The sequence below is a fragment of the Virgibacillus sp. Bac330 genome, from assembly GCF_003667845.1.
In the GTDB taxonomy this organism is placed as follows: domain Bacteria; phylum Bacillota; class Bacilli; order Bacillales; family Amphibacillaceae; genus Virgibacillus; species Virgibacillus chiguensis.
This window is the reverse complement of sequence record NZ_CP033048.1, coordinates 779600-794308: the sequence shown is the minus strand read 5'-3', so window position 1 is coordinate 794308 and position 14709 is coordinate 779600. Positions and strand designations below refer to the sequence as shown.

Here is a 14709-nt window from a genome sequence, read left to right as displayed (position 1 = left end):
AGTTATTCCATTAAAGTTTTTGGTTCAAGCCAATTTAAAGCGATTAAATTTATAGGGGATGTATTTTTAGTGAAAGTAACTATTAAAGATATTGCCAAGAAAGCTGGTGTCTCTCCAAGCTCCGTTTCATTAGTATTAAATGATCGACCGAGCCGGATTTCCGACCAAAAAAAAGCTGAAATTAAACAAATTGCCAAAGAGCTGAACTATACTGCAAATCAAATAGCAAGAAGCCTTGTTACGAAACAAACAAAAACGTTCGGTTTAATTATACCTGACATTGAAAATATATTCTTTTCTTCTTTAGCCAAACATATCGAAATGCAATGCCGTATGCACGGTTACACATTAATTATTGTGAATTCCAATGACCAATTTGAAAATGATATCGCATTACTGGATTTATTATTATCGCGTGCTGTAGAAGGTATATTTCTTATCCCTGCCAGTGAATCATGGCTAAAAAAACCAGAGCTCATCGAAAAATTAAAGCAACTCACTGTCCCTTATATTTTGCTGGATCGTGTGTTTTCTGACCTATCTTGTGATAAAGTTTGGTTTGATAATGAATATGGAGCTTATATAGCGGTGAAATACTTATTGGAAAATGGCCATCGAAAAATCGCCTGCATTGCCAGTTCCAGTTTTATTAATGGACAATTTCGTTTAAACGGGTATTTGCGGGCTTTAAAAGAATTTAATATTCCAATCGATTATAACAACATTGTAACTGGTGATTATAAAAAAGAAAGTGGTTATCTAGCGGGCCAAAAAATAATAAACAAGGATGTAACAGCTATATTTATTACAAATGATATGATGGCGCTTGGTTTCATTCATAGCATTTATGAGAAGAACAAAAAAATACCCGACGATTACTCTGTTATCAGCTATGATAACACCATTTATCCTTACTTATTTGGTGTTGAATTATCATCTGTTAAACAAGATGTAAAAAAATTAAGTGAAACTGCTTTCAAGCAATTGTTTCAAAAAATACAAAAAAAAGATACTGTTGCCCAAAATACTTGTTTACAGCCTGAACTTATCGCAAGAACAAGTGTAAAAACCATACATGCTTAGCATCAAAAAAAATTATTTTTCCTATGTATATTTCTTAGCACATTGCACAGACTAATCATTGTAGGCAAAAGGATTAAAAAAGTTATCAAGCAAACAATTTGCGTGTTTAATGAGAAATGAGCTAAGTTTCGAACTAACCTTCATGAAAATGAGGTGTCTGCGATCGATATTTAACTGTGTTTCAAAAAATAACACAAATGAGGTGTTTGCAAACGGCAATTAACATGCCATATTAACTCATTAAGCCACTTCTTCTGAGAAGTTCATTAAAGGAAATTGTAAAACGTCAACCAAGCTGAATTGCTTATTGCCTTTACAATCTGCCTTTAGCAAAGGCTTTATCCTTCATGCCTTCAAACCAGTCTCCTCCTAGGGGGCTGGTTTTCTTTTTTCATATGATAAAGTGAATCTTCGTGTGCGTTTTTTATCCTTCATTGATTTTTTAGATAAAGCGAAATGGAAGTTTAGGTACTGTTATTCCCACTTAAACTTGTTCAGCTCACAGCTTCCAATTATTGTGGGACCTTATATTCCCGATAAATATGTATTTTATTAGAAAGACTTGGCGACAAGCCGTTGTTTTTCTTATACTATAAACAAAAAACCTTATACTTTTCTATAGTGTCAGAAAACAGCAGTGCTTCTTACTCTTACTAAGTCACGCTTAGATAACGTTATACACATGTTCTAACAAAAAGTTCTTAGCGAATTTTTGCTAGTTAACATTCCTTAATAAGTTAAAGGATTTGCTTTACAACCTCATCCATTCCTATATACAATAGAAATAATATGGAAAAGAAAGGGGAGATCATAATGAGTCATGAAGATTGTATATTTTGTAAAATCATTAATCAAGAAATTCCTTCAGCTAAAGTGTATGAAGATGAGCATGTATATGCCTTTTTAGACATCAGTCAAGTTACAAAGGGGCATACATTAATTATTCCTAAAGTACATGTTAAAAACATTTATGAAACTCCATCTGACGTTGCCGCAGCTCTTTTTGAAAAGGTGCCAAAAGTGGCAAATGCAATTAAATCAGCTTATAAGCCAATTGGGATGAACTTACTTAATAATAATGAAAAGCCAGCCGATCAATCCGTTTTTCACTTACATATCCACCTTCTTCCACGATACGGAAAAAACGACGGCTTTTCCTCTAATTGGAAAGTACACTCCGATGATTATAGTGCGAGTGATTTGCAAGAAATCGCCGGAGCGATAACAAACCATATGGATTAAAATCGTAGAACCAGTGAGCCTCCTACTCACTGGTTTTTAAACGTCTGAGTATATAAGGTTATTTAAGACGTACTTCCACCATACTTATTATCCTTCCATACTAAGGATTGCATTTTAATAAGGAAATAAGTGTTTTTTACAGCTTTTTATTTTATAAATTCTTTGTTATAATAAACGTAAGTTCTTGCAATTGGCAAAGAGTTGTACAATTGAGGAATGATAGTTTGAGAAAAGTTGAGTAGAGGAGAGTTTACAAATGAATATTCGAATTTTAATGATTTTATCGCTACTGATAGGGATTGGCGCTGTGTTGCATGCTATTGTACCACCAGTTATTTTTGGAGTGAAGCCAGATATGTTGCTTTCTATGATGTTTTTAGGAATTTTATTATTTCCTAAACTGAAATACGTCATTATTCTTTCCATTGCTACTGGAGCTATATCTGCTTTAACAACAAGTGCACCCGGCGGCCAAATAGCTAACATGGTTGATAAACCTATTACTGCTATTATTTTCCTTAGTTTATTCTTCATTATCTCCAAAACATTGCGCCCGCTTTCACAAGCAGTTATTTTAACTGCAATTGGGACAATGATCTCAGGTGCGATATTTTTAAGCGTTGCACTCTTTTTAATTGGAATTATGGAGGGTTCATTCATAGCGATGTTTAGCATAGCCGTATTGCCAGCAGCATTTTTAAACTCTATCCTTATTGCTGTTGTTTATCCAATTGTACAAAGGATTTTAAAAAGAACACCGCAATTAATGATGACATGAATTAAAATCCTCTGGCATACTGGATTGTCCAGGGGATTTTTTAAAAAAGATAAAAAAGCATAAAATTTGGTGCTATGGCGTAACCAATAACCGAATAGGCTCCGTCCGGCTCCAGCGCCCAGCAACTAGGCGACTTCACGAAATCGCCCTACGATAAGTCATCATCGGTTCGTTCCTCACCGTGATTCCTAAAACTTTAGTTGATTCGTTCCAGTCGCTACGTTGCTAACCGGGCGCTTGCGCCTTTGTTTTCAAAACATACGAAGTTTAACGATATTTGTTCGTAGAAAACGAAACCTATCGCCAAACTTTTACGATGACGTCCACCACTTTTGTTGTACGATAAACCTTTAGAAAAACTTGGCTTATACTAAAGACACTAAAAATTTCATATTTTCCTCTAGTATAAAAAATTATATTTTATACTTTTCTACAGTACAAAATATACGAAAGTCCCTTTTAACTCTTAAACAAATAGAAAGGAGCGATAAATGAATGACAAATGCGAAATCACTATGGTTAGGAATTGCAGTCGGCGGTGCTGTAAGTGCAACTGTTACGCTGTTAAGTGCACCAGCTTCCGGAAAACAACTTCGGGTGAAAATGAAGGAAAAAGGTATGGAGTGGAAAGATATGCTTTTACATTTAAAACAGGATGGTGTTCGATTAAAGAATCAAATTAAAGAAACTTCACAGGAAGGCGCCATATTAATTAAAGAACTCACGCAAGATATGAAAAAATCGGTATCGGAATGGAAAACAACTGTAGAGCCTCATCAAGAGAATATTCATCAATATTTGGCGCAAATTGAATCCAGCCTAAATGACCTTGAAAATAAAATAAAAAAACAATAAACATTAGGATATTTGGTGGGAAGCTTTCTCAAAAGGGAAAGCTTTTTATATGTATATGCAAAGTGGTGAAATTTCCAGCATGGGCTTTAAATAAAAATAAATTTTTTTCCATAAAGTTTGTTTACTAACCAAGTTTTTCTTATATTCCCTTGTCTAGACTGGGGTACATCCTTGTTTCATAAAAACAGAACGAGCATTTCATAGCTCATTCTGTTTCTAGAGATCTATTTAGCTTGTATATCTTCAATAGAATCTATATCCATATAATCAGGTACAACTAAACCAATCTTTGCCCCTTCTAAATTTGCTCCTAAATCTTCAAAATCATCTTCAAACTTCTCATAAAAATCTTTATGAGTTGCTGGCATCCAAGCAGCTAATGTAGCATCTCCGTCCCCATTAGCAACTGCTTCAAACATAACGGCGACATCTACAGGAGTAATTGTCACTTCAAACCCTTTTTGACGCATGACTTCAGCGACAACATTCGCCGAAGCTCGTTCTGAATCCCAAGGTGTAGAAACAAGTTCGAATTCAACACCATCCACATCTTCTACCCCTTCTGTCCACGCTTCTACTTTATCCGGATTATCCTTAACCCACTGTTTTGCTACTTCAGCAACTTCTTTCCCGCTTTCAGAAGCTTCATACATAATTCCTTCCATATCTTCTACAGACCATTCAAATTGGTCAATTAGCTTATAAGCATTCGGTTTATCTTTTTCTAGCCCTTTTCTTGCTAGTGATTTAATAACCTCTACGTCACCATAAATACCTTTTGGATCTTCCAAATATTTCAGATTATCGAATTTTGCAAATTTCCAATGTGGATTCCACCCGGTCACAATAATTGGGCTTTCACTTGCAATTGCTTCTTCTAATTCCGTTACCATGGCTGCCGTGGAAGACTGTTCAAGCTCCCAACCTGACAAACTATCATATTCTTCTATCGCCTTCTCTGTTGCTACTGTAATCCCTGCCCCGGGCTCAATCCCCGTGATCGTATAATCTATTTCTTCGCCATAATTCGTCTCACCTGAATCCCCTTCTGCATTGCCTTCTTCTTTCTCCTCAGAACCGCAAGCCGCTAGTAGCATCACGGCAATAATTGAACTAAATAATAACAGTTTACTCCAGCCATTTGCTTTCTGCACTAAACCCTCTCCTTATTCCTTATACTAATTTTTATTAGAAAGCTGATACAGGATAGTATCAGCTTCACATATACATTTCTTTGTGGCTGTTATTTAAACAAAATATATTTCAACTTACTCTACACCTTTTAGCCATTCATCCACTTTATCTTGATTTTCTTCTATCCAATTTGCAGCAGCTTCTGTAGGCTTAGCGCCATCTGAAATCTCAAGCATAACAGCTTCCATATCTTCAGCCGTCCAGCTGAATTGATCTAAAATCTGGTACGCATTTGGCATATCTTCTTCCAATCCTTCACGCACCATCGTTTCAATGGTTTCAGCCTCTCCAAATGAACCTTTTGGATCTTCTAAATATTTCAAGTCATATTTTGCAAATTTCCAATGCGGCGTCCAACCTGTTACTACAATTTCCTCTTCATTTTCAATCGCAGACCCTAACTCCGTTGCCATTGCACCACTTGAAGAGGTCTGTACAGTCCAATCACTTAAGTTCTCATAGTCCTCAACCGCTTTTTCTGAAGCAGCTACAACACCTGCCCCCGGCTCAATACCAGTAATAGTTTGATCAGCTTGTTTATCTAAATCCTCAATACTAGTGACATCCATATATTCTGGTACAACTAAGCCGATCTTTGCACCTTCCAAATTTACGCCTAGTTCTACTACTTGGTCGCCATATTGCTCATATTGACTTTGATGTGTACCAGGAAGCCATGCTGCTACCATACCGTCTGCCTCTCCATTGGCTACCGCTTCCCACATAACGGCATTATCTAGTGGGGTTAACGTAACATCAAAGCCTTGATCTTCCAATACTTTTCCAATCACATGCGTAGAAGCTACTTCGGAATCCCACTCTACATAGACTAATTCTATTTCTTTACTTTCACCTTCGCCAGATGTTCCTTCTTTTGAATCAGATGATTCATCATCTGACCCACAACCAGCTGCAAATAAAGTTAATGAAAGCCCAGCAACTAAGCCAAGTCGTTTCCAATTAAATTTTAACATAATCTAATACTCCCCTTTTTCTTCATAGTTATATGGAAGCTTTTCTTTAAGAAAAGGTACCATTGAGCTTATTTTTCTTTTCGATTATTCATACTTTGCGTGAAACGATCCATAATGATCGCTAAAATCACTATACCAATTCCTGCAACAAATCCAGCTCCCGCTTCTGCACGCTGTAATGCTGAAAGAACGTCTCTACCTAAACCAGGTGCTCCGATCATAGATGCAATGACAACCATAGATAAGGCTAACATGACCGTTTGGTTAATTCCTGCCATAATGGTTGATTTCGCCATCGGAAGTTCGACTTTAAACAACTTTTGAGCACCTGTGCTTCCGAAAGCTTCTGAAGCTTCTACTAACTCAGCAGAAACTTGACGAATTCCTAAATTTGTAAAGCGAACAGTAGGTGGGGTAGCAAAAATTAAGGAAGCGAACACACCCGGTACCATTCCGATACCAAAGAACGCTACTGCCGGAATCAAATAGACAAAGGCCGGCATGGTTTGCATAAAATCGAGAATTGGTGTAATAATTGCGGTTGCAATATTACTTTTAGACATGAGAATACCGATAGGAACACCAATAATGACGGATAAAATACTCGCCAACAATACGAGTGTAAATGTGTTAATTAGCTGATCCCATAATCCTTGGTTGTAGATCAACCACAGACCAACAATGGAAAATGCAGCAAGCCCAACTTTCTTTCCTGATATAAAGAACGCTATAATTGCTACAACAAGAATAATAATAAGTGGCGGAACACCCATCAAGGCTTCAGAAGTAACATCCATAAATTTCTCAAACTGTTCTTTCACAGGATCAAATAGAAAGGAAAATGATTCTGTAATCCAATCTGTAGCGTTATCAGTCCATTTAGCTAATGGCATATTTGGTACAGCATCTAAGACATTATTAAACATGTAAATTCACCTCATTCTCACTGGATAAAGCGGCAATTACTGCCCCTCTAACGATCACGCCTGCTAACTTTTCATTGTCTACAACTGCAACTGGAATAGGTGAATTATAAATTAAATCAAAAATATCATGCATCGGTGTTTCTTTTTCTACAGTTGGAATATCATTTTTCAATATTTCTTTTAAATCCTTGATCCCTGATTTTTTTGCTTCAGATGCATTATCTGCTGTGATATACCCCTTAAGATTTCTTTTACTATCTACCACAAAAATACTTGACAACCCTTCTTCACGCATTCGTTCCAGCGCCACTCTTGGTCCATGCCTATCTAAATTAACAGTTTCCGGTCGCTTCATGATATGTTGTGCTGTTAACACTTTCGAACGATCCACATCCTCGACAAATTTTTCTACATAATCATTCTCTGGATTAACTAAAATCTCTTCTGGTGTACCAATTTGGACAATTGATCCGTCTTTCATAAGTGCAATACGATCACCAATACGTAATGCTTCGTCTAAATCATGCGTAATAAAGATGATCGTTTTTTGCATTTTATTTTGTAAGTCCATTAATTCATCTTGCATTTCTTTACGAATTAGCGGATCTAAAGCAGAAAAAGCTTCATCCATTAACAGCACTTCCGGGTCATTCGCTAACGCACGTGCGAGGCCAACACGTTGTTGCATACCTCCTGATAACTGGTTTGGTTTTTGATGCATATAATCTCCTAAGCCTACCAATTCTAATGCTTCTTTTGCTTTGCTTTGTCGTTTTTCTTTATCCACCTTTTGAATTTCTAAACCGTATTCAGCATTTTGTAAAATGGTACGATGAGGAAATAAACCAAAGTTTTGAAAAACCATGCTTAGCTTTTGTCTACGAACATTACGTAGCGCTTGTTTATCCATTGCTACTAAATCCTCACCATCGATCAAAATCGTACCTTCTGTCGGTTCAATGAGTCGGTTCAGCATTCGAACTAAAGTAGATTTTCCGCTACCAGATAGCCCCATAATCACAAACACTTCACCTTGCTCTACCGAAAAAGAAGCCCGATTGACTCCAACTGTATTACCAGTCTCTTTCAATATTTCTTCTTTCGATAAACCCTGATCCAATAACTTAATGGATTGCTTCGGGTTCTTTCCAAATATTTTAGATACATTCTTTGCCTCTATTACTATCGGCACACTTTTCACCTCGTTATTTAGTTTGCGCAAATGATCATGCAATCGTACTACTACTTTTTGATCATTGCGACTACATACCAAGCCCCTTGAAAAACTAGCATAAATTTTTCATAGTTTTTCAACAGTTCGGAACATGTCATTTACTTACTTTACAACTATAACTATTTTGTATTTACAACACAAACTTTAAATTCTTTAAGTTTTGTACATATTTTTTATACAGTTAAAACTGAACAAAAAATATGTACGTTATTCTTTATATAACTTCAATATGCTTTAAATTACTACCCAATGACAAAGTTTTAATCGTTTGCTATTTAGTGTAACCTTTATATATCAAGGTTTTAGGAGGATTTTATGAATAAACCTCAAACAGAGAATATAAACAATAAAATTTTACTTGAATTTACAAAGACTATTGAAATGTTTGGACTAACACCATTAGAGTCAAGACTATTTACATATTTATATTTAGCTGACAAACCGATGACACTAGATGATATGGCGGAGGCCCTAGGAAAAAGTAAAACAGCGATGAGTACAAGTATTCGAACGCTCGCAGACCAAAATTTAGTCACACGCGTTTGGAAGAAAGGCGTGCGTAAAAGTCTTTATAGAGCGCATACACAATTATTTAAAGCATTTATGATTTCTTATTTGAACAAGTGGGTAGAAGCGGTGAATCAACAAAAAAGCGCATTTATAGAATTGGAGCAAATGATGAAAGAAATAAAGAGGAATCATACTAATTTAAAATTAAAAGCTACGGAAGAACGTCTTCAGGAGATAATTCAGTTTCACCAGAAAATGGAAGATGTATTTCGTGAGGTAAAAAAGGATTAGCAAAATGACAATAAAGCTGTAAAGCAGGCAGTGGAATTCATTATTTTACCGTAAAATAAGATTGCCAGCTTCTCAGAAGAAAACACATGTATGTTGTATGCTAATCCTCTAAATTTTCCATGATTTTTAAAAACTCATTCATTAAAGAAGGATAATATCCTTCTTTTTTTAGTGCATAAATAGTTTGATGAGGTGCTAATTTTTCAGTTAGCATACCAGCAAAATGGATCAATAAGGAAGAAAAATCTAATAATCCTGCTTCTTTTTGTTTTTTTAATTGATTTTCTAGCAGATCAAGTAAGTGAATTAAGCGATTGTATTCATCTTCTGTTACACCTTGTTCTATAATTAGCTTCGTAAACGGGTGTGCTTCCTTATCAATAATTTTGGAAAGTAAATGCAAGTGAAAAGCAAACGTTTCTGCCTCATTTTTCATAGGTATTCCCTCGTTTCTCCTTTCCAGCCTATTTTTCTATTATAGCATAAGTAGGAGCACACCCGTATGGTAAAAGGCGTTTCATCTGATGTTCGCAAATAAAAAGATTTCACCATAATATTCGCCGATAAGCTATGTTCTTCTAAAGCTCCTGACAATCAGGGGGAAGAAAAAAACCCCAACTAATTGTAGATTCAATTACTGTTCTATGAGGTAAATGTAAACATTTTTTAACAAGTAAAAAATTTGCTTCAAACCTATTGCTTTTTGCAGCCATTTTTACTATGATTCTTGAAGGATAAGTAACATTTTATAGGAATTGGAGGGATCCACATGAATTGTTGGAAATCCATCAACCTTGCAAAAGACTTTGGTCGTAATCGATTATTTCTTATGTCAAGCTTAATTACGTTGTTCTCTTTTATTCTTTTATATGTAGTAATAACTATGGCACAAGGTTCAACAGCAGAAGTCAGTGAGATCGGCATTTTACCTTTCTTCTTATTTCTCATGCTTCTACCACTGGTTCATTCGTCCATGCACATACTTCCTTTAATTCTAATGAATAAACGTATGAAAATCGTCTTTAAATTTAAAAATAGATGCTTTCCTGTGTTCTATTATTATACAAAATATCACTTAACCAAAAAAGCGTATTTACTTGCAACTATAGCACCAACCGCTTTATTAACTATTCCAGGAGTTGTTGCCAGTTATTACTTTCACTCCTATTCGGTGTACATTTTATTACTTACATCCGTAAATATCGGCATTGCTTTCATTGATTTACTATATATTTGTCAGCTCTGGAAAGCGCCCAAATGTTCACTCATAGAGAATAATGAAGACGGTAATGGTTTAGATATACTAATTCAAGGTTCAATAACCTAAAGAAGTGCTTGGGCTTTATCCAAACAGCTAACTAAAAATTTTCAACCCGCAAATTATATACTCCCTATAGTGTGAACAAAGGCTCGGGGCGCCAGTTTAGCAACATAGCGAGTGCAGCGAATTAACGAAAGTTTTAGGAATCACGCTCCGGCGCCCTAAGGCAAGTCCGTCTTTAGTCGGCCTTCCTATTGAGGCACGAACCGATGATAACTTATTGTAAGGTGATTCGTGAAATCGCCTAGTTGCTTGGCGATGAAGCCGGCCTCATATCATCAAACTTTTATACTTTCTTATCTCTTAAAAAAAGCCGAACAATACCAATTTTATTGTTCGGCTTTTACTATATCGCATTTGTTCATCCCCTACGTTCTGAGAATAGTAGGATTGTTTCATGCTTAGATGGTAGGGCAACATGATGTTCTAATCGGACAAAGAAACCAATTAACCCCTATTCAGATGATTAAACTTTTGATACAGTAAAGAATATGATATTTTAAAATGACAAGGAGATTAACAGCCCTTCGTCGTTCCTTTTTAGAGCCAATAAGTATAATCTGTTCTTTAAATATAGGGGGGGTACCATGAATATCATTTTTCTCATTTATGGATTTATAATATTTCTTATTTTTAATTCTTTAACGCATAAATTGTGTATTAAAATGGAAATGGAAGCACTAAAACAAGGGAAGATGTTCCGAGTCATTAATCTAATGATTACAATTCTTCTCGTCAGCTCCTACTTGCGATTGATGAACGCAATGGTATAACCAAACTAATTGACGAAAATTTTTTATTGTTATTTTAGAAATGAACTGTATTTTTAACTTCATTTTATGTTATATTAATTGCTAGGGGAGAATTATTGTACAAGCAGATTAGGAGTGTTTGAGTATGAAGAAAATAGCAATTGCTGCTACGTTAACTGCTAGTGTATTAGCACTAGGCGCGTGTAGTTCTGGTGATGACGAAGCTGTCGTTGAAACTGGAGCTGGAAATATAACGAAAGATGAGTTTTATGAAGTACTAAAGGATCGCCATGGCGAAGAAGTTTTACAGGAATTGGTGACTGTAGAAGTACTTAACGATAAGTACGATGTTTCTGACGATCAAGTTGATAAAGAAATTAAAAAAATGAAAGACCAACTTGGTGAGCAATATGATATGGCTATTGAACAGCAATTCGGTAGTGAAGATGAATTGCGTAACATGATAAAAATTAGCTTATTGCAGGAAGAAGCGATCGCTGAAGATGTAGACATTAAAGAGGAAGAATTGAAACAGCTTTACGACCGTAAAAACAAAGAAATAAAAGCACAGCATATTTTAGTAGAAGACGAAAAGACTGCTAAGGAAGTCAAGAAGAAGTTAGACGATGGCAAAAAATTTAGTGACTTAGCAAAAGAATATTCTACAGATGGTAGTGCTGAAAAAGGTGGCGACCTAGGTTACTTCTCTGCGGGACAAATGGTGCCAGAATTTGAAGATGCTGCCTATAGTATGAAAAAGGATGAAGTTAGTGATCCAGTCAAAACACAACATGGTTTCCATATTATTAAAGTAAATGATATTCGCGATAAAGAAGAAAAACTTGGAAAATATGAAGATGTAAAAGAAGACTTACGTCGTGAGCTATTAACAAAGAAAATGGATCCTACTAAAATGCAGGAAAAAATTGATAAGCTAATTAAAGACGCAGACGTTAAAGTGAAAATTGATAAATACAAAGATTTGTTTAAACAAGACAAGAATAAAGAATCTGAAGATACAGAAGCAAAAGGTTAATATTCAATGTAAAACAGAGGCTAGGCCATTCGTTGGCACTAGCCTCTGTTTATTCATCAGTTGCTTGTTTCCCCCTTTCTTTCAACGCCCTCCCCTTTCTAACACGCTCCATGTATACTTCCCCTTCTTGCTCAATGAAATGCTGTTCCATTCTTCTTTCAGCAACCATTCCCCGAAAAGCCATATATCCGCTAACAAAAATGAGTAAAATCATAGCAAACACCCACCAAGGTACACCGAGTATCATATTATCTCCTCCTACTTGTCTCTTGTACAAGTATATGTTTTCTAAGGGAAAAAATAACCTTCGATATGAAATATCACTTTTCCTTATAAAGGCTAGTATCTATGCTCGTTCAGAACAAGGATGCAACAAACAAACAGGAGTTTTTCAAGCGAAGTTAAGAGCCTTTTTTTCACTCTAGGAAGATTTAAAATTTTTAAGGTTTATAGCAAATTATTTTCGATAAAACATGATTTAAGATACACTTAATTAAGCTTAGTAAAATGGAGTGATGATACATAATGACATTATCTTATTTTTACAATTTTGTTCCTATCACCTTTAACTGCAATGAAGCAGAACGAAAAGAAATTCTTAACCAATTCCCAGCACCCGTTTTACCTGATTCTACGGAGTTTTTTAACATAGCAGATGAATCCCCTGGTAACCATGTGAAAGTTCGAGTACTTCTTAATGAATTTCATGTACAAAAAACAAAAACAAACAAGCAGTATCTTAAAATGCTGTTCAGCAATAATGCTGGTACGATAAATACAAAAATGTGGGATAATCAAGGTGCTGTAGAGAGGCATCAACCTATTTTAGAGAAATACGCTGTTTTTGACATTGAAGGAATAGTCGATGATTTTCGCGGACATAAGTCTTTAACAATTCATCAATTAACTCCTTGCACAGAAGAGATAGACCCGTTCTCATTATTAGCTTATACCCAACAAAATATAGACGATTTAACTATTGAACTATTTTCCTATCTAAATGAATTAGCACTACCATATAAAGACATCGCATTAGGGGCAATGCGTCAATTTTGGGATCAGTTTAGAATTGGACCTGCCGCAAAAGGGTACCACCATAATTATTTAGGTGGCCTATTAAAGCATACGGTTGGCCTAATGAGATTTGCTAGATATATAATTAAAATGGAAGAAAATCATTATAAAGCTGTCATGAAGCTAATTAGTGTAGTAGAAAAAGCTTATAAAAATGAATTATGGTCGCAATTTCAAACAAGTGAAAATCAACAACTTATCTGGAAAGGTACCATAGATCACCTCTACGATATGTTGCAAGGTATGATGGTCTATAAGGAACAAGAACCTAACTATGATGTAATCATGACGAGCATTCTATTTCACGATATTGGTAAGTTATTAGAGTACGACCATGCTGGAAAAACATTTGAAGCATTTAAATTTCTCTTCCCTACAGCTGTCCATTCTGATTTAGAAAATAGAAAGCAAGCGGGAATTACAATGGATGAATTAGGAGTAATGGTTGGTCATATTCCCTATGGCGTATTGATCCTTACAAAGATAATCGAAGCAGAAGGCATAGAATTATCTTTAGGAGCTATTCATCAAATGTCACATTGCATCCTCTGCCATCACGGGCTACCAGAGTGGGGAGCCTGTGTTCGAAAACCGCAATCTATTGAGGGGTATATTATTCATATTGTGGATTTTTTAGACAGCCGATATGAAAATGCTGAAGAGATAAAGTAATTCTTCATTCTCTATTTGTAAGAGAAACCTAGGCTTGCCATCCATGCTTTATGGAGAAGACTGTTTTTTTAGTACACAGTAAAAAACAGCTTAGGAAAACTTGGCTTTTCGCCAATTCCTATAGTGTAAAAAATCCTTGCTATAAATGATAAGCAAGGATTTTTTACATCATTGGTAAGGAGACACCGGATATTTGTTTTACCTTAAAAGATGATTAATGTTTTGGTATATAGTTAAATATTTCACCTGATTCAATCACTTGGATAAATTTCATTAACCATTCATAGTAATTTTTAGCATACTGTAACCGTTCTATATCCGCCTGAATCTTTGCTTTTAATTGTTCATCTTCTGTTTCTTTTGCTATCTGTTGAAGTTCCGCCATTGCTTCTTCCGCTTCTTCGATATTTGTTTCCGTATGGTGACGCCAACGATTGCCAAACAAAGAAGTAAAAGATTTATACCAATCTTCTTCGGATTGATAAAGGTCTTTCCGAATACCACGTTTAAAAGTGGATTCCACCATTTTCATCTCTGACAGCGTCCTCACGCCTGTCGACATGCTTGTTTTACTCATTTCAAGTGCATCACGCATATCGTCTAAAGTCATTGGCTTATTAGAAAAATATAATACACCATATAATCTGCCTACTGAAGATGTAAGGCCATAAAGGTTCATATTTTTGGCAATGACTTGAATGAATTTTTCAATTGTTTCATCATATTTTTCCCAGTCTTTGTATTCATTTTTCTCTGGCACTGGATGT

Annotated in this window: 16 protein-coding genes; 9 read left to right on the top strand and 7 right to left on the bottom strand. The window is 35.5% G+C overall.

Translation table 11 applies throughout. The features are described from left to right. Positions 1-69: 69 nt before the first annotated feature. The 4 genes from D9780_RS03450 (at position 70) to D9780_RS03435 (ending at position 3958) form a co-directional block, all read left to right on the top strand. Entirely contained in the window at positions 70-1083 is a 1014-nt protein-coding gene (locus D9780_RS03450; protein WP_073006228.1) for a LacI family DNA-binding transcriptional regulator, read from the top strand. A gap of 813 nt (positions 1084-1896) precedes the next feature. Beyond that, the gene (locus D9780_RS03445; protein ID WP_121639301.1) at positions 1897-2325 is read left to right on the top strand and encodes an HIT family protein; all 429 of its coding nucleotides are present in this window, start codon (positions 1897-1899) and stop codon (positions 2323-2325) included. A gap of 256 nt (positions 2326-2581) precedes the next feature. Next, positions 2582-3103, top strand: a complete 522-nt coding sequence (locus D9780_RS03440) for a tryptophan transporter (RefSeq protein WP_121639300.1) — start codon at positions 2582-2584, stop codon at positions 3101-3103. Positions 3104-3598: 495 nt separating this feature from the next. Next, positions 3599-3958, top strand: a complete 360-nt coding sequence (locus tag D9780_RS03435) for a YtxH domain-containing protein (protein ID WP_073006085.1) — start codon at positions 3599-3601, stop codon at positions 3956-3958. Positions 3959-4182: 224 nt separating this feature from the next. Here D9780_RS03435 and D9780_RS03430 read toward each other — a convergent pair whose 3' ends face one another. The 4 genes from D9780_RS03430 to D9780_RS03415 all read right to left on the bottom strand — a co-directional run bounded on the left by D9780_RS03430 (position 4183) and on the right by D9780_RS03415 (position 8244). Further along, on the bottom strand, positions 4183-5055 hold the full coding sequence (locus D9780_RS03430) for a glycine betaine ABC transporter substrate-binding protein (RefSeq protein WP_121641417.1): 873 nt from the start codon (positions 5053-5055) through the stop codon (positions 4183-4185). 171 nt (positions 5056-5226) lie between these two features. Continuing rightward, positions 5227-6126, bottom strand: a complete 900-nt coding sequence (locus D9780_RS03425) for a glycine betaine ABC transporter substrate-binding protein (RefSeq protein ID WP_121639299.1) — start codon at positions 6124-6126, stop codon at positions 5227-5229. A gap of 68 nt (positions 6127-6194) precedes the next feature. Beyond that, the gene (locus D9780_RS03420; RefSeq protein WP_073006080.1) at positions 6195-7052 is read right to left on the bottom strand and encodes an ABC transporter permease; all 858 of its coding nucleotides are present in this window, start codon (positions 7050-7052) and stop codon (positions 6195-6197) included. Beyond that, complete coding sequence (locus D9780_RS03415; protein WP_121639298.1) at positions 7045-8244, bottom strand: quaternary amine ABC transporter ATP-binding protein; 1200 nt, start codon at positions 8242-8244, stop codon at positions 7045-7047. The genes D9780_RS03420 and D9780_RS03415 overlap by 8 nt, the downstream gene beginning before the upstream one ends. Before the next feature lie 357 nt (positions 8245-8601). Between D9780_RS03415 and D9780_RS03410 the strand changes: the two genes are divergently transcribed. After that, positions 8602-9087: a GbsR/MarR family transcriptional regulator gene (locus D9780_RS03410; protein ID WP_073006077.1), complete on the top strand. Its 486-nt coding sequence runs from the start codon at positions 8602-8604 to the stop codon at positions 9085-9087. A gap of 100 nt (positions 9088-9187) precedes the next feature. Here the strand turns inward: D9780_RS03410 and D9780_RS03405 are convergent, their stop codons facing one another. Continuing rightward, a complete protein-coding gene (locus D9780_RS03405) occupies positions 9188-9523 on the bottom strand; it encodes a DUF1878 family protein (protein WP_121639297.1) in 336 nt (111 codons plus the stop codon). A gap of 333 nt (positions 9524-9856) precedes the next feature. Between D9780_RS03405 and D9780_RS03400 the strand changes: the two genes are divergently transcribed. The 3 genes from D9780_RS03400 (at position 9857) to D9780_RS03390 (ending at position 12196) form a co-directional block, all read left to right on the top strand. Then, positions 9857-10414, top strand: coding sequence for a DUF3267 domain-containing protein (locus D9780_RS03400; RefSeq protein WP_121639296.1), 558 nt, complete (start codon positions 9857-9859; stop codon positions 10412-10414). 581 nt (positions 10415-10995) lie between these two features. Further along, entirely contained in the window at positions 10996-11181 is a 186-nt protein-coding gene (locus tag D9780_RS03395; protein ID WP_073006071.1) for a hypothetical protein, read from the top strand. A gap of 124 nt (positions 11182-11305) precedes the next feature. Beyond that, a complete protein-coding gene (locus tag D9780_RS03390; protein WP_116278114.1) occupies positions 11306-12196 on the top strand; it encodes a peptidylprolyl isomerase in 891 nt (296 codons plus the stop codon). A gap of 49 nt (positions 12197-12245) precedes the next feature. Here D9780_RS03390 and D9780_RS03385 read toward each other — a convergent pair whose 3' ends face one another. Next, positions 12246-12443, bottom strand: coding sequence for a sporulation YhaL family protein (locus tag D9780_RS03385; RefSeq protein WP_121639295.1), 198 nt, complete (start codon positions 12441-12443; stop codon positions 12246-12248). Between the two features lie 278 nt (positions 12444-12721). Here D9780_RS03385 and D9780_RS03380 point away from each other — a divergent pair, with 278 nt between their 5' ends. Beyond that, positions 12722-13942, top strand: a complete 1221-nt coding sequence (locus tag D9780_RS03380; protein WP_121639294.1) for an HD domain-containing protein — start codon at positions 12722-12724, stop codon at positions 13940-13942. A 214-nt stretch (positions 13943-14156) separates the two neighbouring features. Here D9780_RS03380 and D9780_RS03375 read toward each other — a convergent pair whose 3' ends face one another. Next, complete coding sequence (locus tag D9780_RS03375; RefSeq protein WP_240458772.1) at positions 14157-14702, bottom strand: GbsR/MarR family transcriptional regulator; 546 nt, start codon at positions 14700-14702, stop codon at positions 14157-14159. Positions 14703-14709: the final 7 nt, after the last annotated feature.

What these genes read in the sequence shown, in the direction of transcription:
- D9780_RS03445 (WP_121639301.1), top strand. Translation starts at nt 1,897, where the DNA reads ATGAGTCATGAAGATTGTATATTTTGTAAAATCATTAATCAAGAAATT.
- D9780_RS03440 (WP_121639300.1), top strand. Translation starts at nt 2,582, where the DNA reads ATGAATATTCGAATTTTAATGATTTTATCGCTACTGATAGGGATTGGC.
- D9780_RS03435 (WP_073006085.1), top strand. Translation starts at nt 3,599, where the DNA reads ATGACAAATGCGAAATCACTATGGTTAGGAATTGCAGTCGGCGGTGCT.
- D9780_RS03430 (WP_121641417.1), bottom strand. Translation starts at nt 5,055, where the DNA reads ATGCTACTAGCGGCTTGCGGTTCTGAGGAGAAAGAAGAAGGCAATGCA.
- D9780_RS03425 (WP_121639299.1), bottom strand. Translation starts at nt 6,126, where the DNA reads ATGTTAAAATTTAATTGGAAACGACTTGGCTTAGTTGCTGGGCTTTCA.
- D9780_RS03420 (WP_073006080.1), bottom strand. Translation starts at nt 7,052, where the DNA reads ATGTTTAATAATGTCTTAGATGCTGTACCAAATATGCCATTAGCTAAA.
- D9780_RS03410 (WP_073006077.1), top strand. Translation starts at nt 8,602, where the DNA reads ATGAATAAACCTCAAACAGAGAATATAAACAATAAAATTTTACTTGAA.
- D9780_RS03405 (WP_121639297.1), bottom strand. Translation starts at nt 9,523, where the DNA reads ATGAAAAATGAGGCAGAAACGTTTGCTTTTCACTTGCATTTACTTTCC.
- D9780_RS03400 (WP_121639296.1), top strand. Translation starts at nt 9,857, where the DNA reads ATGAATTGTTGGAAATCCATCAACCTTGCAAAAGACTTTGGTCGTAAT.
- D9780_RS03395 (WP_073006071.1), top strand. Translation starts at nt 10,996, where the DNA reads ATGAATATCATTTTTCTCATTTATGGATTTATAATATTTCTTATTTTT.
- D9780_RS03390 (WP_116278114.1), top strand. Translation starts at nt 11,306, where the DNA reads ATGAAGAAAATAGCAATTGCTGCTACGTTAACTGCTAGTGTATTAGCA.
- D9780_RS03385 (WP_121639295.1), bottom strand. Translation starts at nt 12,443, where the DNA reads ATGATACTCGGTGTACCTTGGTGGGTGTTTGCTATGATTTTACTCATT.
- D9780_RS03380 (WP_121639294.1), top strand. Translation starts at nt 12,722, where the DNA reads ATGACATTATCTTATTTTTACAATTTTGTTCCTATCACCTTTAACTGC.